The sequence below is a fragment of the Pseudoduganella sp. SL102 genome, from assembly GCF_027856995.1.
GTDB lineage: Bacteria > Pseudomonadota > Gammaproteobacteria > Burkholderiales > Burkholderiaceae_D > Rugamonas > Rugamonas albidiflava.
In genome coordinates this window covers 4,048,031-4,074,117 of the sequence record NZ_CP115554.1, presented here as the reverse complement: position 1 = coordinate 4,074,117, position 26,087 = coordinate 4,048,031, and the positions used below count along the sequence as shown (strand labels likewise).

Annotated in this window: 20 protein-coding genes; 12 read left to right on the top strand and 8 right to left on the bottom strand. The window is 65.8% G+C overall.

Annotation, left to right across the window (positions count from 1 at the left end; all coding sequences use genetic code 11):
* The first annotated feature begins 6 nt into the window (after positions 1-6).
* The 5 genes from OU994_RS17160 to OU994_RS17140 all read left to right on the top strand — a co-directional run bounded on the left by OU994_RS17160 (position 7) and on the right by OU994_RS17140 (position 4,071).
* On the top strand, positions 7-789 hold the full coding sequence (locus tag OU994_RS17160; RefSeq protein WP_281606855.1) for a TatD family hydrolase: 783 nt from the start codon (positions 7-9) through the stop codon (positions 787-789).
* Positions 789-1,517 (top strand): ankyrin repeat domain-containing protein, encoded by a 729-nt coding sequence (locus OU994_RS17155; protein WP_281606854.1) that lies wholly within the window; start codon positions 789-791, stop codon positions 1,515-1,517. Before OU994_RS17160 ends, OU994_RS17155 begins: the two co-directional genes overlap by 1 nt.
* Before the next feature lie 158 nt (positions 1,518-1,675).
* On the top strand, positions 1,676-2,593 hold the full coding sequence (locus tag OU994_RS17150) for a methyltransferase domain-containing protein (RefSeq protein WP_281606853.1): 918 nt from the start codon (positions 1,676-1,678) through the stop codon (positions 2,591-2,593).
* A 138-nt stretch (positions 2,594-2,731) separates the two neighbouring features.
* Positions 2,732-2,929 carry a hypothetical protein gene (locus OU994_RS17145; RefSeq protein WP_281606852.1) on the top strand — a complete coding sequence of 66 codons (198 nt, stop codon included), beginning with the start codon at positions 2,732-2,734 and terminating at the stop codon, positions 2,927-2,929.
* A 119-nt stretch (positions 2,930-3,048) separates the two neighbouring features.
* Complete coding sequence (locus tag OU994_RS17140; protein WP_281606851.1) at positions 3,049-4,071, top strand: serine hydrolase; 1,023 nt, start codon at positions 3,049-3,051, stop codon at positions 4,069-4,071.
* Positions 4,072-4,102: 31 nt separating this feature from the next.
* Here OU994_RS17140 and OU994_RS17135 read toward each other — a convergent pair whose 3' ends face one another.
* Positions 4,103-5,170 carry a phospholipase A gene (locus OU994_RS17135; RefSeq protein WP_281606850.1) on the bottom strand — a complete coding sequence of 356 codons (1,068 nt, stop codon included), beginning with the start codon at positions 5,168-5,170 and terminating at the stop codon, positions 4,103-4,105.
* Between the two features lie 164 nt (positions 5,171-5,334).
* Between OU994_RS17135 and fusA the strand changes: the two genes are divergently transcribed.
* The gene (gene fusA / locus OU994_RS17130) at positions 5,335-7,443 is read left to right on the top strand and encodes an elongation factor G (RefSeq protein ID WP_281606849.1); all 2,109 of its coding nucleotides are present in this window, start codon (positions 5,335-5,337) and stop codon (positions 7,441-7,443) included.
* A gap of 336 nt (positions 7,444-7,779) precedes the next feature.
* Complete coding sequence (locus tag OU994_RS17125; protein ID WP_281606848.1) at positions 7,780-8,346, top strand: SRPBCC family protein; 567 nt, start codon at positions 7,780-7,782, stop codon at positions 8,344-8,346.
* Here the strand turns inward: OU994_RS17125 and OU994_RS17120 are convergent.
* Both OU994_RS17120 and OU994_RS17115 read right to left on the bottom strand, forming a co-directional pair.
* Positions 8,336-10,792, bottom strand: coding sequence for a bifunctional diguanylate cyclase/phosphodiesterase (locus OU994_RS17120; protein WP_281606847.1), 2,457 nt, complete (start codon positions 10,790-10,792; stop codon positions 8,336-8,338). The genes OU994_RS17125 and OU994_RS17120 overlap by 11 nt on opposite strands.
* 76 nt (positions 10,793-10,868) lie before the next feature.
* Entirely contained in the window at positions 10,869-11,351 is a 483-nt protein-coding gene (locus OU994_RS17115; RefSeq protein ID WP_281606846.1) for a hypothetical protein, read from the bottom strand.
* Positions 11,352-11,525: 174 nt separating this feature from the next.
* On the opposite strand from OU994_RS17115, the gene OU994_RS17110 reads away from it, so the two are divergent.
* On the top strand, positions 11,526-12,401 hold the full coding sequence (locus OU994_RS17110) for a M48 family metallopeptidase (protein WP_281606845.1): 876 nt from the start codon (positions 11,526-11,528) through the stop codon (positions 12,399-12,401).
* Between the two features lie 6 nt (positions 12,402-12,407).
* Here the strand turns inward: OU994_RS17110 and OU994_RS17105 are convergent, their stop codons facing one another.
* Positions 12,408-12,899, bottom strand: coding sequence for an arsinothricin resistance N-acetyltransferase ArsN1 family B (locus OU994_RS17105; protein WP_281606844.1), 492 nt, complete (start codon positions 12,897-12,899; stop codon positions 12,408-12,410).
* Positions 12,896-14,866, bottom strand: coding sequence for a U32 family peptidase (locus tag OU994_RS17100; protein ID WP_281606843.1), 1,971 nt, complete (start codon positions 14,864-14,866; stop codon positions 12,896-12,898). Before OU994_RS17100 ends, OU994_RS17105 begins: the two co-directional genes overlap by 4 nt.
* A gap of 173 nt (positions 14,867-15,039) precedes the next feature.
* On the opposite strand from OU994_RS17100, the gene OU994_RS17095 reads away from it, so the two are divergent.
* From OU994_RS17095 to OU994_RS17085, 3 genes are all read left to right on the top strand, one after another.
* A complete protein-coding gene (locus OU994_RS17095) occupies positions 15,040-16,602 on the top strand; it encodes a TerC family protein (protein ID WP_281606842.1) in 1,563 nt (520 codons plus the stop codon).
* 125 nt (positions 16,603-16,727) lie between these two features.
* On the top strand, positions 16,728-18,314 hold the full coding sequence (locus OU994_RS17090) for a PQQ-binding-like beta-propeller repeat protein (RefSeq protein ID WP_281606841.1): 1,587 nt from the start codon (positions 16,728-16,730) through the stop codon (positions 18,312-18,314).
* A gap of 202 nt (positions 18,315-18,516) precedes the next feature.
* Positions 18,517-20,112, top strand: coding sequence for a PQQ-binding-like beta-propeller repeat protein (locus OU994_RS17085; RefSeq protein ID WP_281606840.1), 1,596 nt, complete (start codon positions 18,517-18,519; stop codon positions 20,110-20,112).
* Between the two features lie 36 nt (positions 20,113-20,148).
* On the opposite strand, the gene OU994_RS17080 is transcribed toward OU994_RS17085, so the two are convergent.
* Complete coding sequence (locus tag OU994_RS17080; RefSeq protein WP_281606839.1) at positions 20,149-21,597, bottom strand: Gfo/Idh/MocA family protein; 1,449 nt, start codon at positions 21,595-21,597, stop codon at positions 20,149-20,151.
* A gap of 287 nt (positions 21,598-21,884) precedes the next feature.
* Between OU994_RS17080 and OU994_RS17075 the strand changes: the two genes are divergently transcribed.
* The gene (locus OU994_RS17075; RefSeq protein WP_281606838.1) at positions 21,885-22,298 is read left to right on the top strand and encodes a type VI secretion system tube protein Hcp; all 414 of its coding nucleotides are present in this window, start codon (positions 21,885-21,887) and stop codon (positions 22,296-22,298) included.
* Between the two features lie 66 nt (positions 22,299-22,364).
* Here OU994_RS17075 and OU994_RS17070 read toward each other — a convergent pair whose 3' ends face one another.
* Both OU994_RS17070 and OU994_RS17065 read right to left on the bottom strand, forming a co-directional pair.
* Entirely contained in the window at positions 22,365-24,350 is a 1,986-nt protein-coding gene (locus OU994_RS17070) for an LTA synthase family protein (RefSeq protein ID WP_281606837.1), read from the bottom strand.
* 129 nt (positions 24,351-24,479) lie between these two features.
* A complete protein-coding gene (locus OU994_RS17065; protein ID WP_281606836.1) occupies positions 24,480-25,952 on the bottom strand; it encodes an acyltransferase in 1,473 nt (490 codons plus the stop codon).
* Positions 25,953-26,087 lie beyond the last annotated feature (135 nt).

The following is a 26,087-nucleotide window of genomic DNA, read 5'->3' as shown; positions in this document are numbered from 1 at the left end:
CGACCCATGTTCATCGATTCACACTGCCACATCGACTTCCCGGAGCTGGCAGCCCGGATGCCGGAAATCCGCGCGAAAATGGCGGAAAACAGGGTGACGCATGCGCTGTGCGTGTCCGTCGACTTGCCGGACTTTCCCCGCGTGCTCGCGCTGGCCGAGCAGTTCCCCAATTTCTACGCGTCCGTCGGCGTGCATCCCGATTACGAAGACACGCCCGAACCCACTGTCGAGCAGCTCGTCGAGCTGGCCAGGCACCCGAAGATCGTCGCGATCGGCGAAACCGGCCTCGATTATTACCGGCTGGAAGGCGACCTGGAATGGCAGCGCGAGCGCTTCCGCACGCATATCCGCGCCTCCCGCGCAGCGAAGAAGCCCCTGATCATCCACACCCGGTCGGCCAGCGAAGACACCATCCGCATCATGGCCGAGGAGGGCGCCGGCACCGACCAGGGCGGCGTGGCAGGCGTGATGCACTGCTTTACCGAATCGCTCGACGTAGCCCGCGCCGCGATGGCGATGGGTTTCTATATCTCGTTCTCGGGCATCGTCACTTTCAAGAGCGCCAGGGACTTGCAGGCCGTGGCGCTGGAAGTACCGCTGGACAGGATGCTGATCGAGACGGATTCGCCCTACCTGGCGCCGGTGCCTTACCGCGGCAAGACGAACGAACCGGGCTACGTGGCCCACGTGGCCGAGTTCATCGCGAAGCTGAAAGGTGTCACGGTCGACGAAGTGGCGGCGGCCACCAGCGCCAACTTCTTCAAGCTGTTCGCGGCGGCGGAGGCCTGATGCGGATCTCGCTGCGGGGCCTCGCCAAGCGGCTGCGCAAACTGCGCGCCCGGCTGCGCAACCGGATCGCGCTGCGCCTCGGCGTGGCCACGGTGGCCGTCGCTTCCGTGTTCTCGCCCGCGCCGGCCACCGCCGACGATGCCGTGTCGTTCTTCCGCGCCGCGCAGGTCAACGACGCCGGCCGCATCAAGCCGCTGCTGGCGCGCGGCCTCGATCCCAATGAGCGCGACCCCGAACGGGGCGAGACCGGGATGATCGTCGCGCTGCGCAACGATGCCATGGATGTCTTCGCATTGCTGCTGGCGCAACCGAAGATCGACCTCGAAGCGCAGGCCGGCAACGGCAACACCGCGCTGATGATGGCCGCGTTCAAGAACAACATGCCGGCCGTGAAGGCGCTGCTGGCCAAGGGCGCGCAGGTCAACCGCCCCGGCTGGACGGCGCTGCACTACGCCGCGGCGGCCGGCGCGCTCGACATCATGCGCCTGCTGCTGGAACGTCACGCCTACATCGACGCCGACTCGCCGACCAAGGTCACGCCGCTGATGCTGGCCGCGCGCGAAGGCCAGGAAGACGCCGTCAAGCTGCTGCTGAAGGAAGGCGCCGACGCCAGCCTGCGCGATGCCGGCTTCCGCAGCGATGCCGCCGAATTCGCCGAGCGGGCGGACAAGCCGTGGATCGCCAAGGCGATCCGCCAGCACCAGGCCGAGCAGGTCATGTCGCGCTGACCCGCGCGGCCCGGCGCACCAGTCATCCAATCCGGGCCGCCGGCTCAAGCTCGGCCAATCAAGCCCGCCGAATTAAGCCATTTTTCCCGCCGACCTCCGCGTTTTGCCGGAGCCGCTCGTTGCACATAATGTCGCTGTCGCCACGAGAAGGAAATGCCATGCTGTCGGAACGCGAGCTTGAGAGCTGCTACCTGGGCCAGTTCATCCCCGTCCACTACCATCACAACATGCTGATGGACACCAACCGCATGCACAATTTCCGTGCCGCGATCGCGCACGTGGTGCAACCCGGCATGAAGGTGCTGGAGCTGGGCGGCGGTACCGGGGCGCTGTCGTTCTTCGCGGCGCAGCGGGCCGACAAGGTCTATTGCATCGACTTCAACCCCGACATGGTGCAGGAAGCGCGCCGCTTCCTCGCCCTGAACCGCTGCGCCGGCAAGGTGGAGGTGATCCATGCCGATGCCTTCGAATACCTGCCGCCCGAGCCGGTCGATGTCGTCATCTGCGAGATGCTGCACGTGGCCATGCTGCGAGAAAAGCAGGTGGAACTCATCGAGAACTTCAAGCGCCGCTACCTGCAGAAGTTCGGCGGCCCGCTGCCCGTGTTCCTGCCCGAGGCGGTGCTGATGGCGGCCCAGCCGATGCAGCAGGAATACGACTTCGAAGGCTTCCATGCGCCGATCGTGCAATTCCAGCAGCCCGGCGCCGCGCATCCCGGCACGGTGGAGATGGCCCAGCCGGCCGTGTATTCGGTGATCGATTTTACCCAGGCGAACGACACCAGCTACAGCTGGGAAGGCAAGTTCGTCATCGACCGCGACGGTACCGTCAGTGCCATCCGCTTCATCACCAAGACCATCCTGTCCGTCGTGCAGGAGCGCGCCACCACGATCGACTGGCTGAATCACTTCATGTCGCTGCCGCTGGAACAGCCCGTCGCGGTCAAGGCCGGCGACGTGCTGCAGGTGGGTTTCGCCTACCGCGCCGGCGGCTCGATCCCGTCCCTGCAGGCCCGCCTCACGGCCCGCCTGCTGTACCAGGCCGCGTTGCAGCCGCAGGTCGTCGCCTACGCCTGAAGTGCGGGCCACCCGGCCACGCGATTCATCCCCGTTTTTCTACGTTCGGTCGGCCTATCCGGCGATCCGTCGCGCCGCCGTGGAGGGCAGCCTCCGCGGCTGGCACCATGGCGTTTCGATCATTGTCGCGAGGACGCCATGCTGGGCTTTATCCTGTGGTTGGTGCTGTTGCTGCTCTGCTGGCCGCTCGCCCTGCTGGCGCTGCTGCTGTACCCGGTGCTGTGGCTGCTGTTGCTGCCGTTCCGGCTGATCGGCATCGGTGTCGATGCCGTCTTCGAGCTGCTGCGCGCGGTGGTGATGCTGCCGGCTCGCGTGCTGGGCGGCGGCCGCCGGTGAGGTGCGTGAACCGCGGCGCGCACGCACGCACTCTGGCATCGCTGCTCCCGGTAGCAGCAATCACCGTTCTGCTGTCGGGCTGTGCATCGGTCCCGCCACCGGATGTCACGGCGCTGGATATGCCTGAAGCGCTGGCGATCCTGGCGAAACAACACAAGGTCTGCGGCGTCGCAGTGGCCGTCATCCGGCAGCGCAAGCTGGAGACGGTCCATGCCGCGGCGGGTTGCCGGGCGGCGCCGCCGCCCGGCGCGGACAGCGTGTTCCAGGCGGCTTCCCTCAGCAAACCCTTGTTTGCCTATGCGGTCCTGCAACTGGCGCGGGAAGGAAAACTGGATCTTGATGCGCCGCTGGCAGGCTATCTGCCGCAAGGCTACCGGCATCGGCATGCACCGTTGAAGCCGGAGCCTGCCGAAGTGGTCACCGATCCCCGGCTGCAGGCGGTCACCGCCCGGATGGTGCTGAACCACACCGCCGGCTTGCCGAACTGGGCTTCCGGGCCATTGCGCTTCGATGCGGCGCCCGGCACGCGATGGCAATACTCCGGCGAAGGCTACGTGCTGTTGCAGCGTGCCGTGGAAGCCGTCACCGGCCAGCTACTCGACCGGTTCATGGCATCCCGGCTGTTCGAGCCGCTGGCCATGCGCCACAGCGCGTATGTGCTCGATGAGCGCCTCGCGCCCCAACTGCTGGGCGGCACCAAGGCGAACGGGGCTCCCAGGAAGACCCTGGCGCTGCAGGAAGCCAATGCGGCTTTTTCCCTGCACACGAGCGCGGCGGACTACGGGAGGTTCCTTGCCGCGCTGCTGCACGATGGCGCGGCGATGCAGCAGGTCACCGCGTCGCCCGTTCCCGTCGATGCGGACCTGGCACTCGACTGGGGCCTCGGCTGGGGCATCGAGCGTGGCCGGGACGATGCGTATATCTGGCAATGGGGTAACAATCCCGGCTACCGAGCCTTCGCCATCGCCTCGCTCGGCACGGGAGATGGCCTGGTCATGCTGACCAGCAGCGAGAATGGCCTGGCATTGGCCGAACCGCTGACCGGGCGAATCCTGCCCGGCGAGCACAAGCTTTTCCAGTCTCCCGTGCTGGGCGTGGACGTCCTTACCCTGCTGTGCAACTCGGTGCGGCTGTGCCTGTAGGCTGAGCTCGGGATGCGCTGCCGCACAGGCCTCAGAACCCGACCAGGAAGCCGGCGCCCAGCGACATCTGCGAGTAGTTGTAGTCGATCAGGCTCTGGCCATAGCCGGAGAAGAATTGCACGTAGCCCTTCAGGTTCGAGCGCAGCGGCATCGCCCAGCCCAGCTGCAGCGCGCCGTGGTCGGTATGCAGGTTGCGCCGCGCCATCAGCGAGTATTCGTTGCCACCGTCGCGGTAGACGAAGCGCACGTCGCCATGGCCCATGAAATCGGTGATGTCGAGGTTGTCGTTATCCGAGCGCGAATTGTCCAGCCGCTTCCAGATCCGCGCCGTCACGGCCAGCTTGCCGTATTCGCCGCCCAGTTCCGCGTAGGCGCGGTTCCAGCTGCGCGACAGCGTCGCGGTCTGGCCATTGGACTGGTGCACGAAGCCCAGCCCCGCGTAGCGGAAGTCGAAGCCGCCCAGCCGCTTGCCGATCGGCGCGATCGCCATCACTTCCGGCTGGTAGTTGGTTTCGCGGAACGGGCTCGATTCATCGCGGTTGTAGGCCTGCCAGAAGCTTTGCTGCGTGTAGCCGAACCACAGATCGACCGGCGAGCCGGCGATCGATTCCAGCATCTTCATCTTGAACGACAGCTGGTACGCCAGTTCCACGTGCTTGGCGTCGATGCCGCCCGGCGTGACCTCGTTGAAGGGGGCGTTGTTGGTGCTGTTGCTGTAGTTCGCCAGCAGCAGGTAGGTGTCGCGGTGCGGCCGGAAGTTGAAGACGCCGCGCTTGCTGTCCTGGTCCAGCTCCCACAGGGGCACCTGCACCGACACCACCGGCTTCTCCGCCGCCGGTGCGGCAGGTTCGGCCGTCTTCGCCACTTGCCCTCCGGGGAAGGCGCCTTGCTGCTGGTCCGGATTGGCGGCGGCCGCCGGCGGCGGATCCTTCGGCCGGTTGACCAGCGCATCGTAGCAACCGAGGCGCTCGGTCGGATCGGACATCATCGAGCAGCGGCCCATGGCGGGATCGATCGCGGCCGGCGCGTCCTGCGCGCCGGCGACGCAAGGGGAGAGGGCCAGCATGGCCGAAAGGCAGGGGGCAAAATGTTTTTTCATTGTCATGATCTTGTTTTTGGGCATCGCGCGAGTATATGCAGAATGGCAACCGTCGGTCGCACGGCTGCGCTTGAAAAAAAGAAACCGGCCGCCAGCTTCGCCGACCCGATGCTGCTACAATTTTTGAGCGCGACCACGCGGTCGCGCCGTCCAAGGAGAATGCCATGAGCCGCAAGACCCCCATCGAGCGCTACCGGAATATCGGCATCAGCGCCCACATCGACGCCGGCAAGACCACCACCACCGAGCGCATCCTGTTCTACACGGGTGTCAACCACAAGATCGGCGAGGTGCACAACGGCGCGGCCACCATGGACTGGATGGAGCAGGAACAGGAACGCGGCATCACCATCACGTCGGCGGCCACCACGGCCTTCTGGCGCGGCATGGCCGGCAATTTCCCGGAACACCGCATCAACATCATCGACACGCCGGGCCACGTCGATTTCACGATCGAGGTGGAACGCTCGATGCGCGTGCTCGACGGCGCCGTGATGGTCTACGACGCCGTGGGCGGCGTGCAGCCGCAGTCGGAGACCGTGTGGCGCCAGGCGAACAAGTACAAGGTGCCGCGCATCGCCTTCGTCAACAAGATGGACCGCGTGGGCGCCGACTTCTTCCGCGTGCAGCAGCAGATCCGCGACCGCCTGAAGGGCAACGCCGTGCCGATCCAGATCCCGGTCGGCGCCGAGGACCACTACCAGGGCGTGATCGACCTCGTGAAAATGCGCGCGATCATCTGGGACGATGCCAGCCAGGGCGTGAAGTTCACCTACGAGGACATCCCGGCCGACCTGCGGGAACTGGCGCAGAAGTGGCACGACAACCTGGTGGAAGCGGCCGCCGAAGCGACACCGGAACTGACCGAGAAATACCTGAACGGCGACACGCTGTCCGAAGCCGAGATCAAGACGGCGCTGCGGGCCCGCACGGTGCGCGGCGAGATCGTGCCGATGCTGGCCGGCAGCGCGTTCAAGAACAAGGGCGTGCAGGCGATGCTGGATGCGGTGGTCGAATATCTGCCGTCGCCGCTCGATGTGCCGGCGATCGCCGGCCACGACGAGGACGACAACGAGATCGAACGCCATCCGAGCGACTCGGATCCGTTCGCCGCGCTGGCATTCAAGATCATGACCGATCCCTTCGTCGGCCAGCTGGCGTTCTTCCGCGTGTATTCGGGCGTGGTGAACTCGGGCGACACCGTGTACAACCCGACCAAGGGGCAGCGCGAGCGGCTGGGCCGCATCCTGCAGATGCATGCCAACGAGCGCAAGGAAATCAAGGAAGTGTTTGCCGGCGACATCGCCGCGGCCGTCGGCCTGAAGGGCGTGACCACCGGCGACACGCTGTCCAATCCCGACCACGTGATCGTGCTGGAAAAGATGGTGTTCCCGGAACCGGTGATCTCGCAGGCGGTGGAGCCGAAGACCAAGGCGGACCAGGAAAAGATGGGCATTGCGCTGTCCCGCCTGGCGCAGGAAGACCCGTCGTTCCGCGTGCATACCGACGAGGAATCGGGGCAGACCATCATGGCCGGCATGGGCGAGCTGCACCTGGAAATCCTTGTCGACCGGATGAAGCGCGAATTCGGCGTCGAGGCTTCGGTGGGCAAGCCGCAGGTGGCCTACCGGGAAACCATCCAGAAGGCCGTGGCCGATGTCGAGGGCAAGTTCATCAAGCAGTCCGGCGGCAAGGGCCAGTATGGCCACGTGGTGCTGAAGCTGGAACCGCTCGAACCGGGCAAGGGCTATGAATTCGTCGATGCGATCAAGGGCGGCGTGGTGCCGCGCGAATTCATCCCGGCGGTCGACAAGGGCATCACCGAAACGCTGCGCTCGGGCGTGCTGGCCGGCTATCCGGTGGTGGACGTGCGCGCGACGCTGACGTTCGGCTCCTACCACGACGTCGACTCGAACGAGAATGCGTTCCGGATGGCCGGCTCGATGGCGTTCAAGGACGGCATGCGCCGCGCCGATCCGCAACTGCTGGAACCGATCATGGATGTCGAGGTCGAGACGCCCGAGGAATTCATGGGCAACGTGATGGGCGACCTGACGACGCGGCGCGGGATGGTGCAGGGCATGGACGAGATCCCCGGCGGCGGCGGCAAGCTGGTGCGCGCGCTGGTGCCGCTGGCCGAGATGTTCGGCTATTCCACGACCCTGCGCTCGCTGACGCAGGGCCGCGCCACGTACACGATGGAGTTCAAGCACTACGCCGGCGTGCCGAAGCATATCCTCGAGCAGATCGCGACGACGAAGATCAGGGCCTGACGAAGAGCTGTGTAGAGACGCGCCAAGACCCGGGGCAACCCCGGGTTGTCATCGCGGCGCTCTGCCGCGCGACGTTATGCCCCCGCACCCGGCCGGGACCGCATGAACCCACCGGGTGCCGCCACCGACGCTGCCGAGGGGCACAAGAAATTTCACGCCTTGCCAGCATGGACCTACATCCGGATCGGAATACACCCAATAGGCTCCGACCCCGGACGGGGCTAGGATTGAAGGTCGGGCCACTAGTGCTGCCGCACGGCGCCGGATTGGCCAGCACATTTGTGATATCCAGCCTATTCGCGACATCAAACTAATTCACCAAGCCAAGGAGAAACGATGAAACGACTACTTACCCTCGCGGTCGTCGCCGCGGGCAGCGCCTATCTCGCCAAGTACCTGAAGAGCAAGGGCAATGCCCAGGCCGGCTCGACGGCGCGCGAGGAAATCACCGTCGACGTGCCGGTGCGCACGGCCTACGACCAGTGGACGCAGTTCGAGGAGTTCCCGAAATTCATGAGCAGCGTGCATGAGATCCGCCAGCTGGACGACAAGCGGCTGCACTGGAAGGCCGACGTGCTGGGCAAGCCGATCGAATGGGATGCCGAGATCGTCGAGCAGATCCCCGACAAGCGCATCGCCTGGCGCAGCACCACCGGCACGCCGAACAGCAGCGTGGTGCGCTTCGAGCCGCAAGGTGCTTCGCGCACCAAGATCGTGCTGGAGATGAGCTATACGCCGACCGATGCGGTGGAATCGGCCGGCGACCTGATCGGCGCGGTCGGCCTGGAAGCGCGCAACAACCTGAAACGCTTCAAGGAACTGATCGAATCGCGCGGCAAGGAAACCGGCGCGTGGCGCGGCACGATCCAGGAGGGTCCGGACGGTCCCCGGGTCACGCATTGATTTGACGCACTAATCCAATGCACTGACCGGACGTACTGAAAGAAATGCCGGGCGTTCGCCCGGCATTCACTTCCCCAGCAGCCTGGCGAACTCCTCGGCCGGCAATGGCCGCCCGTACAGGTAGCCCTGGCCCTGCTCGCAACGCAGCAGTTTCCAGGAACTTCGCTTCCTCTTCCGTCTCGATCCCCTCGGCGACCACCTTCAGTTCCAGCGTGTGCGCCAGTTGCACGATGGTCTGCACCATGCCCATGTAGTTGGCATCCTGCGTCATCTTGACCACGAACGAGCGGTCGATCTTCAGCACGTCCACCGGCAGCGTGACGAGGTAGGCCAGCGACGAGTAGCCGGTGCCGAAGTCGTCGATCGCCACCGGCACGTGCAGTTCGCGCACGCGGTTGAGGATATCCACCACGCGGCGCTGGTCGGCCACCAGGCCGCTTTCCGTGACCTCGATCGACAATGGCTTCAACGCCGCCTCGGCGGTGTTGAGCGCCCGTTCGATGTCGTCGAACAGCGAATCGCAGCGGAACTGCGCCGGCGCCACATTGACGGCGATCTGCGGCGGCTTCAGCCCGGCGTCGTGCCAGGCGCGCCAGTCTTCCATCGCCTGCTGCATCACGTTGCGGCCCACCTGCGTGACGAGGCCGCTGCGTTCCAGCACGGGCACGAACTCCGTGGGCTGGATCAGGCCGCGCTGAGGGTGGCGCCAGCGCACCAGCGCTTCGGCACCGGCCAGCTTGCCGGTCTTCAGGTCGATCTTCGGCTGGTAGAAGTTGACGAATTCGCCGCGCTCGACCGCCTCGCGCAATTCCGCCTCCATGCTGATCTGGCGCGCCAGCGCATGGTCGGCGTCGCGGTCGTAGAAGCCGATCTGCTCTTCCTGCGCGCGCGAGCCGGCCAGCGCATCCCAGGCCTTGACCAGCAGTTCGTCGGCACTGGTGCCGTCCTCGGGCAGCATGGCCGCGCCCACGTTCACGGTGCACCAGATCTTGTGCTGGTCGACCTGATAGGAACCCTCCAGCAGCGGAATGATCGTGTCGCGCGCGTACTTGCGCGGCGAGCGTTCCTCGTCGTCCGGATAGAACAGCGCGAAGCGGCCGATGCCCACGTGGGACAGCGCCATCCGGTCCGCCACCTTTTCCCTCAGGCGCTGCGCCACCTGCCGCATCAGCCCGATCGCTGCCGTGTTGCCATACGCGGAGCTGATCTCGTCGAAGCGGTTGATGTTGATGAGCAGGACCGTGCCGCTGGCATTGACGGCGGCCAGCCCGGCGATTTCCTCGTCGAAGTGCAGGCGGCTGGGCAGGCCGGACAGCGCGTTGGTGCGCGCCAGCCGGAACAGTTCCTGCGCGTTGACCAGGCGCTCGATGCCGAAGCTCAGTTCATTGCCCAGTTCGCCCGCCCGTTCGCGATAGAAATGGTCGAAGAAGGCCGGCCGGTGCGAGTAGAACGAGATCACCCCCCAGCACTTGCTGTTGACGAACAGGGGGATCGCCATGGACGAGGCCACGCGGTGGCCGGCGCCGGGCTGGTGGTTCGACACCTGCAGCCGGCCGCTCGCCGCCGCAGCGGCGGCCAGTTCGGGCGGAAACCAGTCCGCCACCACCTCGGCAGGGGATGCGCCGTCCCGCTCGTGCCAGCGGTGCTCGGTGCCGTCGCGGGCGGCGGATGTGAACAGTTCCAGGGCGCCGCTGGCGTCATTGACGCGGCGGATGTCGACGATTTCCAGGCCCGGCTGGTGGCAGGCGAAGCGGCAGGTATCCATGCACAGCGCGTCCAGCGTCTTGGCGCGGGTAATGATGGCGGACAGGCGCGACAGCAGCACGTAGAAATTGTCGTGCCGGATCAGCGCGCGTTCCTTTTCCACCTCGGTGGTCATGTCGATCGCCGAGCCGCCGAGGAAGGGCTCGCCTCCCACGTCGATGGGAAACTTGTGCACCAGCCAGTGGCGGGTACCGTCGTGCGAGGTTTCCATCGTCTTGATGGTTTCGCCGTTTTCCAGCACGGCGCGGTCCTGTTCTTCCAGGCTGTGCCGAATGTCTTCCGGCCAGAAGTGGCTGTCGTCCATGCCGACCACGGTCGGCACGCCGAAGAAGCCGTGCAGGGCGGCGTTGCCCATCACGTAGCTGCCATGGCGATCCTTGATCCACAGCGGGGAAGGGGAGTGCTCGGCGAAGCCGGACAGGAAGCTCTCGGCGCGCGCCAGCTTGCGCTTCAGTTCACGGCAGGCCGCCGCGGTGGCGGCGAGGTCGGCCAGGGCCTGGCGCTGCTCGGCGCCCATCGCGGCCGGCGCGCAGGCCAGCAGGGCGCTTTCGTCGGCCAGGGCCTGCGGCGGCACGCTGGCGCCACACACGTAGCCGGCCAGGCGCACCAGTTCGGCCGGCAAGCCATCCTGCTCGCCCTCGACCGGCAGCGCCTGTTGTTCCTGGGGGGCGATATGGTTCATATTGGCATTCGTTTCACATCATCCCATCGTGGCACCCCGCGCCGCGGTCGTCCTGCCACTTTGGGGGGAGCGGGTGTCAATCCTTGAGCTTGAACTTCAGCTGGATGGTCAATGCGCCGTGCAGGCGATCCTTGTACGACGGTACGATAGCAAAGTTCACCCCCACCCGTTGGTACTCCACGCTGACGACGGGAATCAGCGCCGGGAACCAGCCGCCGTCGCGGTGCTTCGGATAGCCGTCGAACGCGCCGACCACGGCGCCCAGCCGGAACGGCCCCAGCGAGAAAGGCTGGTAGTAGATGCCGGCATAGTTCGAGATGGCCCGGTCGCTGTTGCGGAAACGTCCCGCCGTGGCCGACGCCACCGTGGAAAAGCGGTATTCGGCGCCGATGCCCGGGTTCGTATCGTCCAGCCCTTCGCCGCGGTCGAAGTGATACGAGTAAAAGCCGGGATTCACCCACAGCTCGCTGCGCGACTGCGATTCGATGACGCCGAACGGATTGGCGTGCGCCCCCGCCTGTGCAAGCGTCAGCATGGCTCCCAGCAGTGCGTATTTCATGCCATTTTCCCCAGATTGTTAATAGCGCGGCAATTATAGCGAGAGCGCAAGCATGGCGCGCTCTTTCGGTGAATTCGATGCACGTTTGATGGCGGTAAAACACTTGGCGATTGGAAATTGACTGCCTGCGAGCAATCCATGACAGTGGGAGCCCCACATGACAGGGAGTCCCCCATGAAGATGCAGACGATGGTGATTTGCGCTGCCGTTTCCGTATTGACGGCTTGCGCGTCGACGACGAAGCCGGGCACGGTCGGCGTCCAGCGGCAGCAGCTGATGCTGGTATCGGCCGAGAAAGTGGAGCAGATGGCGCTGGTGAACTACACGCAGCAGAACCGCGATGCCCAGACCCGGGGCAAGCTGGTCACGAAAGGCGCCGAGTATGCGCGGCTGAAGAAGATCGCCGACCGCCTGCAGGCACACGTGACGTCGTTCCGCGACGACGCGGCGAAATGGAACTGGCAGCTGGCGCTGATCGACGCGCCGGTGATCAACGCCACCTGCGCGCCGGGCGGCAAGATCACGTTCTACACGGGCCTGGTCCGCACGCTGAAGCTGACCGACGACGAGATCGCCATCATCATGGGCCACGAGATTGCCCATGCACTGCGCGAGCATGGCCGCGAGCGCGTCTCGCGCGCCTACGCGCAAAACGCGCTGAGCACCACGGCGCTGATGGCGGCGCCGAACAGCCAGGCGCAGATCGAGGCGGCCAACACGGTGGCGCATTACCTGTACACGCTGCCGAACTCGCGCCAGAACGAATCGGAGGCCGACGCGATGGGCCTGGAACTGGCGGCGCGCGCCGGTTACCGCCCGGAAGCGTCGGTAGCCGTGTGGCGCAAGATGCAGGCGCTGGACAAGAAAGCGGGAGACAGGAAGGCCGGTGACAGCGAGCCGGCCGAGTTCACGTCGACCCATCCGTCGCACGACACGCGGATCGCCGACCTGACGGCGATGCTGCCGAAGGTGACACCGCTCTACCAGGCCGCGGCGCCGCAGGCCGCAGGCAAGCAGACGGTGGCGAAACAGGCGGCCACGAAGCGGTAAAGCTGGTTACGCCAGCCGCAGTTCCCAGTAACCCACGTCCACCCAGCGGCCGAACTTGAAGCCCACTTCACCGAAGTGGGCGACTTTTTTGTATCCCAGCTTTTCATGCAGCGCCACGCTGGCCTGGTTCGGCAGCGCGATGCCGGCGATCGCCAGGTGGCAACCGTGGGCGCGCAGCCGTTCGAGCAGGGCCTCGTACAAGGCCGTGCCGTACCCCTTCCTCTCGCTGCCCAGTGCCAGGTAGACCGACGTCTCCACCGAATGGCGGTAGGCGTGACGTACGCGCCACTTCGTCGCGTACGCATAGCCGGCGATCGCGCCATCGGCACCCTCCAGCACCAGCCACGGCAAGCCGCCATCCTGCACGGCGGCGATGCGGTCCCGCATGTCATCCGCCGTCACGGCATCTTCCTCGAAGCTGATGGCCGTGCCGGTAATGTACGGGTTGTAGATGGCGGCGACGGCGGCGCCATCGCCCGAGTGGGCGTCGCGGATCAAGCGCGCGGGCGCTGCTTGTGGAACACCATCGGGCTGTACGGCACGGCCGACGGCGGCGGCGAGTTCAGGATGCCCGGCTTCATCGCGCCGACCACGTGCATCTCGCACGGCTTGCAGTCGAAGCGCAGCGTATAGGTCTCGCTGCCGGAGACCAGCGTCATCGGCTCGGCCTTGACCTGCCCCTGCACGCCCTGCACGCCCTTGGCCTGTTTCGGGCACAGGTTGAACGAGAAGCGCAGGCAGTGCTTGGTGATCATCAGCGGTACTTCGCCCGCTTCCTCGTGCGCCTCGTAGGCGGCGGCGATCATCTGCACGCCATGCTTGTGGTAGAACGCGCGGGCCTTCTCGTTGTACACATTGGCCAGGTACGTGAGCTGCGTGTCCGGGTAGACCGCCGGCGGTTCGGCCGGCGCCTTGCGCGGCGGGCGTTCCCACGCGGCGAGCCGGGCCGCTTCGTGGGCGGCGATGGCGTCGCGGCGCAGCGCATTGATCGCGCCGGACGGCACGAACCACGGCTGCGACAGCTTCAGCTCGATACTGCCGGCTTCGAACATCGTGTTGCCCAGCTTGCCCAGGCTGGTGCGCAGCGCCGCCTCGGCCTGCGCCGCCTGCTGGGCGGGCTGCAATGCCAGCGCCGCGGAGGTCGCGCTGGCGATGCCGTCTTCGTCGGTGACCGACAAGGTCAACCCATCCGCACGCTCGGACAGCACCAGGTGGACGCTGACCTTGCGTTCCGACGATTTCTTCGCCAGCGCGGCTTCCCACTGGTGGTCGCGGTTGCGGTGCACTTCGGTGCCGACCTTCAGGCCGGCGAGGGTGGCCATCGGCTCGTTGGGGAACACGCGCCAGCGCTGGCCTTCCTCGTTCTCTCCCAGCTTTTCCACGGTATTGGCCTGCACCCCGGCGGACGCGCGCTTGACCATGAAGTTCAGGCCATCGCCGTTGGCCATCGGCGCATCGGTCAGCAAGTCGAAATGGTCGCCGCCCAGCCGGGTCACGGTGCCCAGCTTCACGCCCAGGTATTTCGGCGAATCGAAGGCGCCGATATCGTCCTGGCGGCCGCCGGCAAAGTAATCGGTATGGCCGCGGTGGAAGTTCTTGTCCACGTCCGGCGTGAACAGCACCTGGGTGCGGCCGCTCGACGCGCGGACGAACTCGGTGCGGCGTTCCAGGATCTCGTCCAGCAGCAGGCGGTAGTGGGCCGTGATGTTCTTTACGTAGCCCATGTCCTTGTAGCGCCCCTCGATCTTGAACGAGCGGATGCCGGCATCGACCAGCGCCTCCAGGTTGCGGCTCTGGTCATTGTCCTTCATCGACAGCAGGTGCTTGTCGTAGGCCACCACGCGGCCCTGCCCGTCGGACAGCGTGTATGGCAGCCGGCACGCCTGCGAGCAGTCGCCCCGGTTGGCGCTGCGCCCCGTGTCCGCATGGGAGATATAGCACTGGCCGGAAAACGCCACGCACAGCGCGCCGTGAATGAAGTACTCGAGCGGGGTATCGACCTCGGCGCGGATCTTCCTGATCTGCTCGATCGTCAGTTCGCGCGCCAGCACCAGTTGCGAAAAGCCCACGTTGCCGAGGAATTTCGCCCGCTCGACGGTGCGGATGTCGCACTGCGTGCTGGCGTGCAGCTGGATCGGCGGCAGGTCGAGTTCCAGCAGGCCCATGTCCTGGATGATCAGCGCATCCACGCCCGCTTCGTACAGTTGCCAGATCTGCTTGCGCGCCAGCTCGAGCTCGCTGTCGTGCATGATCGTGTTCATCGTCACGAAGATGCGCGAGCGGTAGCGGTGCGCGAAGGTGGTCAGCGCGGCGATGTCCTCCAGCGGATTGCTCGCGTTGTGGCGCGCGCCGAAGGCCGGGCCGCCGATATAGACGGCATCGGCGCCATGCAGGATGGCTTCGCGGCCGATCTCGGCGGTTTTGGCGGGCGACAGCAGTTCGAGTTCGTGGGCGAGGAGAGACATGGAAAATCCTGGGTGGAGGGGAACAAACCTGGGCGAAGGGGCAGATTATAGCTTTCCGCACCAGGACTGTCACCGGCGGGCGGGGTTGGCGTGCCGGCACCGGCAGGCTGCCGGGCTCGCCCATCCTGGCGATTCCCGTACAATTCTTTCATCATAGCCCCCGGGACACCCACATGGAATGGCTGGCCGACCCCAATATCTGGATTGGGTTGCTGACGCTGATCGTCTTGGAGATCGTGCTCGGCATCGACAACCTGATCTTCATTGCGATCGTTGCCGAGAAGGTGCCGCCGCACCAGCGCGACAAGGCGCGGCTGCTGGGGCTGTCGCTGGCGCTGCTGATGCGCCTCGGGCTGCTGAGCGTGATTTCCTGGATCGTCACGCTGACCGAACCGCTGTTCCACATCGGCACCATGGATTTCTCGGGCCGCGACCTGATCCTGCTGCTGGGCGGCATCTTCCTGCTGGCCAAGGCCACGATGGAACTGCACGAGCGGGTCGAAGGGCAGGCGCAGGTGAACAGCGGCCCCGTGGCCTACGCCAGCTTCGCCGCGGTGGTGGGCCAGATCATCGTGCTCGATGCCGTGTTCTCGCTCGATTCCGTGATCACGGCGGTCGGCATGGTCGACGAACTGGCCGTGATGATCGCCGCCGTGATCGTGTCGATGGCGGTGATGATGTTCGCCTCCAAGCCGCTCACCCGCTTCGTCAACGCCCACCCGACCGTGGTGGTGCTGTGCCTGTCCTTCCTGCTGATGATCGGCCTGTCGCTGATCGCCGAGGGCTTCGGCTTCCACATTCCCAAGGGCTACCTGTACGTGGCGATCGGCTTCTCGGTGGCGATCGAGGCGCTGAACCAGCTGGCGCGGCGCAACTTCGCCCGGCAGCAGGAACACGTGCCGCTGCGCGAACGCACCGCCAACGCCGTGCTGCGCATGATGGGCGAGAAGACCGACGACGGCGGCGTTGAGGCACCGGCCGCCGCCGGGAAGGAAAGCGAACAGCCCACCTTTGAATCGGCCGAGCGCCACATGGTCAGCGGCGTGCTCAGCCTGTCGCAGCGGCCGGTGCGCTCCATCATGACCCCGCGCTCGGACATTTCCTGGGTCGACCTCGACGACGACCCGGCCTCGATCCGCGCCCAGCTGCTCGACGCCCCGCACAGCTTCTATCCGGCCGGCCGCGGCCAGCTCGACAATATCGTCGGCGTGGCGCGCGCCAAGGATGTGATCGCCGACCTGATGGACGGCGGCCACATCGATCCGGCGCGCAGCATCCGGCCGCCGATCGTGATGCCGGATGCGGCCGGCGTGCTGCAAGTGATGGAAACGCTGAAACGCTCGCATGGCCAGCTGGTGCTGATCGCCGACGAGTACGGCACGATCCAGGGCCTGGTCACGCCGATCGACATCCTCGAAGCGATCGCCGGCGAATTCCCCGACGAGGACGAACAGCCGGTGGTGCAGCCGCTGGGCGACGGGCGCTGGCGCGTGGATGGCGGCGCCGACCTGCATTACCTGCAGCAGGTGCTCGAGTCGGATGCGCTGGGCGTGGCCACGGACGACTACACATCGCTGGCCGGCTTCATGCTGGAACGCTTCGCCACCTTGCCGCACGTGGGGCAGCTGCTGGTGCTGGACGACCTGCGGCTGGAAGTGGCGGAAGTGCGCGAGCGCCGCATCGCCACCGTGCTGATTACCCGGATCGATGCGGATGCGCAACAAGGTGAAGGCTGAAGGCCGTTCCAGCCAGCCAAAGCAAGCTTAACCCCTGGAAAGCTTTCATTCCGACATGATACACTTGTAGTTCTAACAATGAACGTGGCCCGATACGCTCGGCACGTAGATCAACAAGGGTAGTCATGAATACATTTTCCAGGTTCGTGGGAGGAACCACGTGTGCGCTTGCGCTGGTTGCTTGCGGAGGAGGAGGTGGTGGGGGCGGCAGCACGTCCACGCCGCCGGCAACACCGACGACGCCACCGGTCGTCAAGCCCGACCAGTCGTGGCTGACGCTGACTCCGTCCAGCGTCGACGTCACCACGTTCGTGGGTGAAATGGCGACGGTCTCGATCACCGCGAAGTCGAGCAAGACCTTCGCCAAGCCCGTCAATATCGCCATCGTCGACCCGACCGGCGTGTTTTCCACCGATGTGAAAGTCACCGCACTGTCGGATCTCGAATACCGCGCCGACCTGCAGACGTCGACCGTGTTGCCGGTGGGGGTGCGCACGGCCACGCTGGAACTGCGCCTGTGCGAAGACGATCCGAAGGTGTGCAAGTCGCCGCTGTCCGGCTCGCCGTGGCTGATCCCGGTGAAAGTCGATGTCCAGCCCGACACGAACCCGACGCCGTTGAGCTACCTGCCCAACGTGGCGAACTGGGGAACCTACCAGGGCAACGCATCCCACACTGGCTACGTGCCGGCGACGTTCGACGTCAGCAAGTTTACCCGCCGCTGGGTCCTGCCAGTGTCGAACACGAACGGCGAGAACGCTCGAATCGCGCACGACAACGGCCGTACCTTTGCCGTGTTCAGCGGCTATTTCGCCACGTCGTCGATCCTGGTGGCGGTCAGCGAAGACACCGGCAAGGAACTGTGGCGCATGGACTTCGGCGCCGTCCACCGGGTCAACCCGCCCGCCGCCGCGCACGGCAAGGTGTACCTGGCCACGTCCGGCCACGGCGACACGTTCTTCTGGGTGTTCGACCAGGAAACCGGCAAGCTGCTCAGCAAGACCAGCATGGATTCGCAATGGGAACGGTACCTCGCGCCGACCGTCTATGGCGACGCGGTCTATACCAACAGCGGCTACTACGGCGGGATGACGAAGTTCAGCACCACGACGTTTGAAAAGGCCTGGTTCGCCGGCCTGCCGCAGTACGACGGCTGGACGCCGGCGGTCGATGCCAGTCATGCCTACACCTATGTCAACGGCACCCTGTATGCGCTGGCCACGGCCGACGGCAGCACGGCATTCACCATCGCTGATTCGGACAACCAGTGGAGCGGCTATGACGGCACCACGCTGGCCTTGTCCGGCAGCGGCATGGCATACGCCGTCAACGGCGGGCGCCTGCTGGGCTTCGACCTGGCCGGCCGGAAGATCGCCTGGAAGGCGAACGGCACCGCCGTCGGCATGCCGGCCTTCGCCAAGGACGTGGTGTATGTGCTGAACGCGCGTGGCACGGTGGTGGAAGCCCATGCGGCCGCCACCGGCGCGCTGCTGTGGACCTCCGAATCGCTCGACACCGGCCCCTACACGCAGCTGGTCGTCACCGACAACCTGGTGTTCGTCGGCTCGGCGGAACGGACCGTGGCGATCGACCTGGCCACCCAGCGCAAGGTGTGGGAGTACCCGTTCGCCGGTGACCTGTCCATCTCGAACCGCGGCGTGCTGTACATCGCCGGCCAGAAAGGCAAAGTGGTCGCGATCAACCTGCGGTAAATCCCCGGCCGCGGACACTCTCGCGTGTCCGCGGCCTCCAGTGGGGAGCAGGAGGGCGCAGGTGATCAGCGGCGCTGTCAGCTGGTCGCCGTGGCCAGTGCGCTCCTTCTAATTGTCTATTGGCAAATACCATGGCCGAACGTTAATATCCCGGGTTTTCAAGACAAACTGCGCGTGGCAGAGAAACCATCCAGGGATATTCATGAACAGATTTACCAATGGCCTTGCCATCGCCGCTTGCGCTGTAGCGTTGTCCGCGTGTGGCGGTGGCGGGTCGTCCGCCGGCGGGTCGAATCCGGCCACCGGCACAGCGACCGGGGCGGGCGATGCTTCCGGCGGCAGTCAGGCGGACCAGTCCTGGCTCAAATTTAATCCGCCCGCCGCGGATATCACCGTGTTCGAAGGAGAACCCTTCAGGTTCCGCATGATTGCGACGGCTACCCGTACCTTCGAAAAACCCTTCAATGTCGCGATCGTCGATAGCAAGGGCGTGGTCGCAAAGGAAGTCAAGATCCAGCAGTTCGTGCCCCTCCAGTACGAAGCAGTCCTGAGTACCGAACCGACCCTCCCCGTCGGGACGCACGCGACGCGTCTCGAGGTGCGCGTCTGCGAGGACGATCCACAGGTGTGCAAGGTGCCGCTTCCTGGCTCCCCGTGGTACATCCCCTTGAGTGTGACCGTCATGAAGGCCACCAACCTGACCGCACTGGAACAGGTACCCGGCATCCCTGCATGGTCGACGTATCAAGGAAATGCCGCGCACAGCGGCTACGCGCCGGCCAGCTTCGACCCGGCGCGCTTCTCCAGGCGCTGGGGGTATCCGGAAACCGGCGATATCGCTCACAACAATCCAGTAGCGGTCGACAATGGCCGGGCATTCATCGCCGAACGGAGTTCCGGCAACTGGCCCGAATTCTCCTTGAGGGCTTTCAGCGAGCAGACCGGCCAGACGGTCTGGCGAAAGGACTTGAACGGGATCGACAAGATGTCACCTCCGGCCGCTGCGAATGGCAAGGTCTATGTTGTCGTCAAAGCGGGTGCGTACAAGCTTCAGGTGTACGACCAGGCCAGTGGCCAACTGCTGGCTGAGACCTGGGTCAACGGGTCCAATGAAACCTACGCTCCCGTGCTGCACGGCGACAGTGTCTTCGTCGGCAGCGCCAGCGGGAATGGCACGTCCCGGGTCGACGCCGCCACGCTGGGCACCACGTGGCAGATCGACCGTGTCGAGGAGTCCTGGGACTGGACGCCGGCAATCGACGGTTCCTATGTCTACATGTATGTGGACTCCGTTTTACAGGTCGTCGGCAGGGACGATGGCATCGCCGTCTATTCCATCGCCGATACGGGCTTCGTGACACAGGGGGGACGGATTGGCAGCGTGGCGCTTGCCGGGCCAGGGTCGGCCGTCGTCGTCAGCAGCGACCGCCTGGTCGGGTTCGACCTCGCCACGCGAACCCGGGCGTGGGTGATCGAGGGCGAGTTCGTGGGCGCTCCCGCCGTTGCAAAGGGCATTGTCTACGCGGTGAACGGCAGCAGCCTGGAAGCACGTGACCTTGCGTCGGGCAAGCTCCTCTGGAGCAAGGGCATCGGCAGGCACGGCAGTACACAGGCCCGGGTGATCGTCACGGAGAACCTGGTCTTCGTCAGCGAGCAATTGCTCACGCAAGCGATCGATCTCGCCACGCACAAAATCGTCTGGTCGTATCCTGCCGGTGGCTCGTTGTCGATCTCCGACCGCGGCGTCCTGTACATAGGCGGCCGGGCCGGGAAGATCAACGCGGTCAACCTGCGCTGATCGCAGCGGCGAAAGACGAGGTCTTTCGCCTTCTCCTTACGGAATCTTGCGCCGCAGCGGCATCGGCACCGGCGTTTCGCGCGTCGGCATCGGCGCGCGGTCCGGAGGATTGAGCCCGGTGACCAGGTCGGCGATCTTCACCGACTGGCCCGTCTCGAAGCACTGGTTGGCGGCCACGCCGATCAGGATCGAGTAAGCCCCCGAGCGTTCGTCGGCCAGCCGCTTGTACTTGTCGGCCGGCGCAGTGCCGAAAATCTCTTCCAGCATCACCGCATCGCCGCCGCCGTGGCCACCCGTACCCGTCCAGGGCTCGATGTCGCGCGGCGCGCCGCGCAGCGGGATCACGCGGATCTGCACCTGGTCGCTGCGGCTCTGCACTTCGCTGGCGCCGGCCGCGCCCACCTGCTCGACGATCCGGTGCTCCAGCCGGCCCTTGGTGCCGTTGAAGGCCACGTGGTATCCCTCCCACGCATCGTAGGCGGACAAGGCATAGTTCAGCTGCGCGCCGTTGTCGTAGCGGACCATCACGTTCATCGTGTCTTCGATATCGATTTCCGGGCGCCACACGCACTGGTCGCGGTAGTAGCCGTCGTGCTTTTCATTGTCCAGGTACAGCGCCTTCAGGCCCGGGTCGGCCGCCAGGTCGAAGTAGAACGTGCACTTCTGCTTTTCCGGACAGGTGAGGCACCGTTCATGCGCGCCGGCCAGGCCCATCCGCTTCGCGGTCGCAGGCGTGTAGAACTGGCGCGAACCGAAGGCGTGCACCAGCTCCGGCTGCGCGCCCAGCCACCAGTTCACCAGGTCGAAATGGTGGGTCGACTTGTGGATCATCAGTCCGCCCGACATCGCCTTCTTGCTGTGCCAGCGGCGGAAGTAGTCGGCGCCGTGCACGGTGTTGAGCAGCCAGGTGAAATCGACCGACATCACGTCGCCGATCTCGCCGCTCATCAGGATATCCTTCACCTGCGAACGGGGCGGCGTATAGCGGTAGTTGAACGTCACGCGGATGTGGCGGCCGGTGCGCTTCACGGCGTCGAGGATGCGCTGGGCCTTTTCCGCCGTCGTCGTCATCGGCTTCTCGGTGATCACGTCGCAACCCGCCTCCAGCGCACGCACGATGTACTCGTCATGCTTGGCGTCCGGCGTGGTGACGATCACGTACTGGGGCCTGGTTTCCCGGATCATCTGGTCGAAATCGGCGGCCTTGTAGGCTTTCGGCTGGCTGGCGCCGGTGGCCGTGACGGTCCGCACGGCCAGCGCGGCGCGGCCCGGGTTGCTGTCGCAGATCGCCACGATCTCGTTGCCGTCGCGGTATTTGCCGGTGATCGCGCCCGTGAACATGCGGGCGCGCGAGCCCACGCCCACCACCGCATAGCGCTTGCGCGGGGTCGCGGCAAAGGCGCTGGTGGCCATCATGATCCCGGCCGCGCCCGCGGCCTTCAGCACGGTGCGGCGATCGAACGGACCGGCATTGTTTTCGCTCATCGAAGTGTCTCCATAGGTTGTGTGGAACGGCGCCATCACCCTTCTGGAGAGAGTTGATTGTTGGCGTCGGCTAAGCCGATGGTAGGTCCAATCGCGCGATGTGGCAAGACCACTTGTGGTAACCGGACGGACCAATCAACTTGGTGAGCAAACGCCGGGGGGCGCCCCCCGATGGTCTTTGTAACCGCCGGATTATTTTTTGATATTTACTTTCGGATTGACGATATGATCACGTCACGTAGGAATTTACTGATCATCATTAGGATTTATTACCTTGGGAGGCGTGGATGCCGATGCACTCTTACTTGCGGATCGACGGCGTCGCGGGCGGCTCGACCGACAGCGGGTACGAGGGGTGGATTGCCTGCGATTCGGTGAGCTGGTCGCTGCACGGCGCGGGCAGCCCGGAAGGCCTGTCCGAGATCCGGTTCGTCAAGCCGGAGGATGCCGCGTCGCCCGTGCTGGCCCGCCTGTGCGTGACCGCCGCCAGCGTGGCGCGCGCCCGTTTCGACTTCCTGCGCGTCGCGCCGGATGGCAGCCTGGTCAAGTGCTACGAGATCGAGGTGGAAGACGTGACCGTGGGGTATGTGGCCACCGGTCCCCGGCGCGAGGAAGCGCTGATGGAGACGGTGGTGCTGACCTTCCGGCACGCCCGGCTCACGTCCAGCCCGCGGGACGGACAGCCTGGGGGACCAGCGTAGCGGAAGCGCGGCCGGCGCCGGCAGCCTCGCCGGACACGATGCCGGCAGGGGGCGCCGGCTGGCCGGCTACTCGGGCACCCGGTAGCGCTGCTCCCGATAGAGCAGCGACGGCAGCATCACGTGCGCCATGGCCCGTTCGACCAGTGCCGCGGCCGGCGGCTTTCTATCGAGCGTGAGCGCGCCGCTGGCGGGATCGTACCGCCCGGCCAGCGGCGCCTGCTGCGGCCGCAGGATGGTGGCGGAGTCGCCCTCCAGCCACGCGAAGTAGTTGTCGAACTGGAGCATCGCGCGCCCCGGGGTCGCGCTGTCGCGCGCCAGGTCGCGGCCGATCATCGGATGGTCGCTGGAGACGCCCATCAGCGACAGCAGCGTCGGCGCCAGGTCGATCTGGCTGGCCAGCGTGCGGATACGCCGCGGCTGCACGTCGGCCCCCAGGATCAGGCCCGGGATGTGGAACTTGTTGATCGGCACGAGGCTGTCGCCGTACACGCGGTTGTCATGGTCGGCCACGATCAGGAACACCGTATCTTTCCAGTAGTCCTGCTGCCTGGCGGCCGCGATGAATTTGCCGAGGGCGAAGTCCGCATACTTGACGGCGTTGTTGACGGTCTGCTTGTCGTGGTCATGCAGCGCGATCTTCCCATCGGGGAACTCGAACGGTTCGTGGTTCGACGACGTGAAAACCAGGCTGAAGAACGGTTTGCCTTGCGCGTGCAGGGTCTTCAGCCGCGCCAGCGCGGTGTCGAACAGGTCTTCGTCCGAGGCGCCCCAGCTGCCTTCGAAGCGGGGATGCATGGCGCGGCGGTCGACCACGCTCTGGAAGCCATTGCCCGTGAAGAAACTGCGCATATTGTCGAAATGCGCTTCGCCGCCGTACACGAACTCGGTCTGGTAACCCTGCCGGCCCAGACCCTGGGCCAGCGTGTAGAAATTGCGCTGTGCCAGCGACAGCTTGACGACGCTGCGCGCCGGCGTGGGCGCATAGCCGGCCACCACCGCCTCGATGCCGCGCACCGAGCGGGTGCCGGTGGCATACAGCTGCTCGAACCACCAGCCCTGTTCCTTCAGTTTTTCCAGCTCCGGTGTCACGGGCAGGCCGCCCAGCGATTGCACGAAGGTGGCGCCCAGGCTCTCCTCCAGCACGATCACCAGGTTCAGCGGCTTGTCGCGCCGGTACGCCGCCTGCTGGTGGTGCAGCGTGGGCAGTTCGGCGGACGGGAAGCGGTAATCGCCCAGCCACGGGGCCGACCGGACTCCCGCCAGCACTTTGTCGCGCGCGAACGTGCCGTAGATTTCCGACGACCGGGCTTCCTTGCGCATCGCGCCGATGGCGTCCAGCACGGACCAGGCCGAGCTGATGACCAGCGAATTGACCAGCGCATCGCCGCTCAGCGCGAACATGGCCGGATTGGCGGGACGATGCGCCGTCGTCGAACGGATCTGCAGTGCGACCACCAGCACCAGCAGCGGCCACGTCAGCAGCAGGCGGCGGGCCGGCCACAGCACCATGCGCCGCGACGCGGCGGCCAGCATCCGGTGCGCCAGCACGGCCAGCAGCACGGTCGCCGCGATTGTACCGACCAGTGCCAGCCGGTAGCCGTTCCACAGCGTGCCGAACACTTCGGCCGGGTAGCCGAGGTATTCGATGAACAGCCGGTTCGGCCGCATGTCGTACTGGACGATGAACTGCGGGGTCGCCAGCTCCATGAAGCCGATGAACGCCAGCGCCGCGGTGGCCCACCAGCCGGTCAGCCCGGTCCACAGTTTGGCCGTGCGGCGGTGTGCCAGCAGGGGCGCAAGGGCCAGCGGGATGATCGTCAGGTAGCCGAGCACGATCAGGTCGGCCCGGATACCCTGCACGAACATGTCGCCGAGGATGCCGGCGGCCGCCACGCGGTCGCGCTGCCAGGCGACCAGCGCGAGCCGCGACAGCGACAGCAAGGCCAGGCCCGCCGTCAGCAGGCAGAACAGGTTCAGGTAGGGGCCGGTGCGCTGCCACCAGCGCGTCGGGTCGGATGCGGAGAGAGAAGAACGGGAGCTTGCCTGGGTCATGTGATCGATGTGCCTGGGTCGGTAGTGCGCGCCGCCGGCATACAACGGGAATGTTGTACGCGGCGCGCGCCACTCCGCACGGTAGCGGACCAGGCGTCGCGGCTCAGTTAAGCGGTGGTTAAGTTCCTGTTAAGAGTCCGATGGCGTCGCACGAGGCGCGGACGAGGGGCCTGGGGATCCCGCAACCCCGGCAGGCGCCACGGACGAAATGACGGCGGCAGCCGAATCCGCCTTTTCTGACAGCCAGCGATCGCGCAGCCGCAGGAACGGCCGTTCGATGGCAAGGTACAGCAGGGCGGCCACCGCGACCGATGCGCCAGCGTAGACCAGCAGCGCAAGTACGGGCGCCTGCCGGCCCAGTCCCGGTAACGCGGCATCGAGCCAGCCATAGACCTGCTTGTGCGTCAGGTACAGGCTGAAGGCCAGCATGGCGAGCGATGCGACCCCGGGCAGCGCGCGCCGGCCGATCCACGTGGCCGGACTCGCTGCGCCGGCCAGCAGGCAGGTGCAGCCGAGTGCTACCAGGGGAAACAGCACGACCGCGCCCGCGGCGCTCATGGGGGCGATGCGCGTGCCGCAGGCCAGGAGCACCGCACCGATCGCCAGGGACAACCAGGCGCGCCGCATCAGCCATGCCCACCATCCTGGCCGGAACGCACGCACCGCCGCCAGGAGTACGCCCATCAGCAGGCCGTCGAGGCGCGACCAGGTCGGGTTGTAGATCGTCGCCACATACTGGCGCATGGCGGTGCCGGTGTCGCCGGCATCGAGGTATGGCGCGACACCATCCCGCCAGAGCCATGCCCTGAGCAGCATCCCGCCGCCAACGAGGCCAACCGCGGTGGCGGCGGCGGGGAGGGCGCCCGGCCGGCGCGCCAGCAGCCAGGCAACGGCAGGGAACAGCAGGTAGAAATGCTCTTCCACACACAGCGACCATGCATGGGAATAGGCAGTGCCCTGTTCCCAGTCGGGGAGCAGGTTCAATGTGAAGGTGACGAATTTCCACGGCGGCTGCAGGTCGCCGCCTTCGCGCCATGCCGGTAACAGGACATAGAGCACAAGCACCACGTAGTAAGCCGGCAGGATGCGCAACGCCCGCCCCGCCATGAACTTCCGCCAGTCCGGGGTGGCACCCTGCGCGTACTGGCGCCACAGCTGCCAGCCGATCAGGTAACCGCTGAGAACGAAGAACAGGTCCACGCCCATCCAGCCATGTTCCACGATCGCGGGCAGGGCGATGCCGTGGCTGGTGATGTGATAGAGCATGACCGCGACGATGGCCGCGGCGCGCAGCAGGTCGATGCCCGGCGCACGCGAACGATCGGTGCCATGAGCCAGGGGAGCGGCCACCGGCAGGGGAAGGTTCTTTTCAGTGATGGCAATCTCCGCCGGGAATGCGGTCCGGCGAAGGCCCGACAAACGCTGCCGGAAGGTACTACGAACAGGGCCGCGCATCAATGGCCGAGCTGTGAGGCCAGTGCGGGAAGCAGGGCGGCGCGACGCATGCCAGCCTTGGCCGGATCCGGGCTGCAAATAACGGTGCGAACGGAAGCTACCCAGGCAATATTGAAAGAAAGTAAAATACGGTTCCCACGCAGTCATATCCGGGCCGGCAGCACGCTCCCACGAGCCGCCTCTCCAAACAGATTTGCAACTAACCGAAGGATATTTCGACGCGGTCGATTACAAAGCCAACAAGTAATCGAAGACCGGGTCTACAAATCGAAGGGTGGCCAG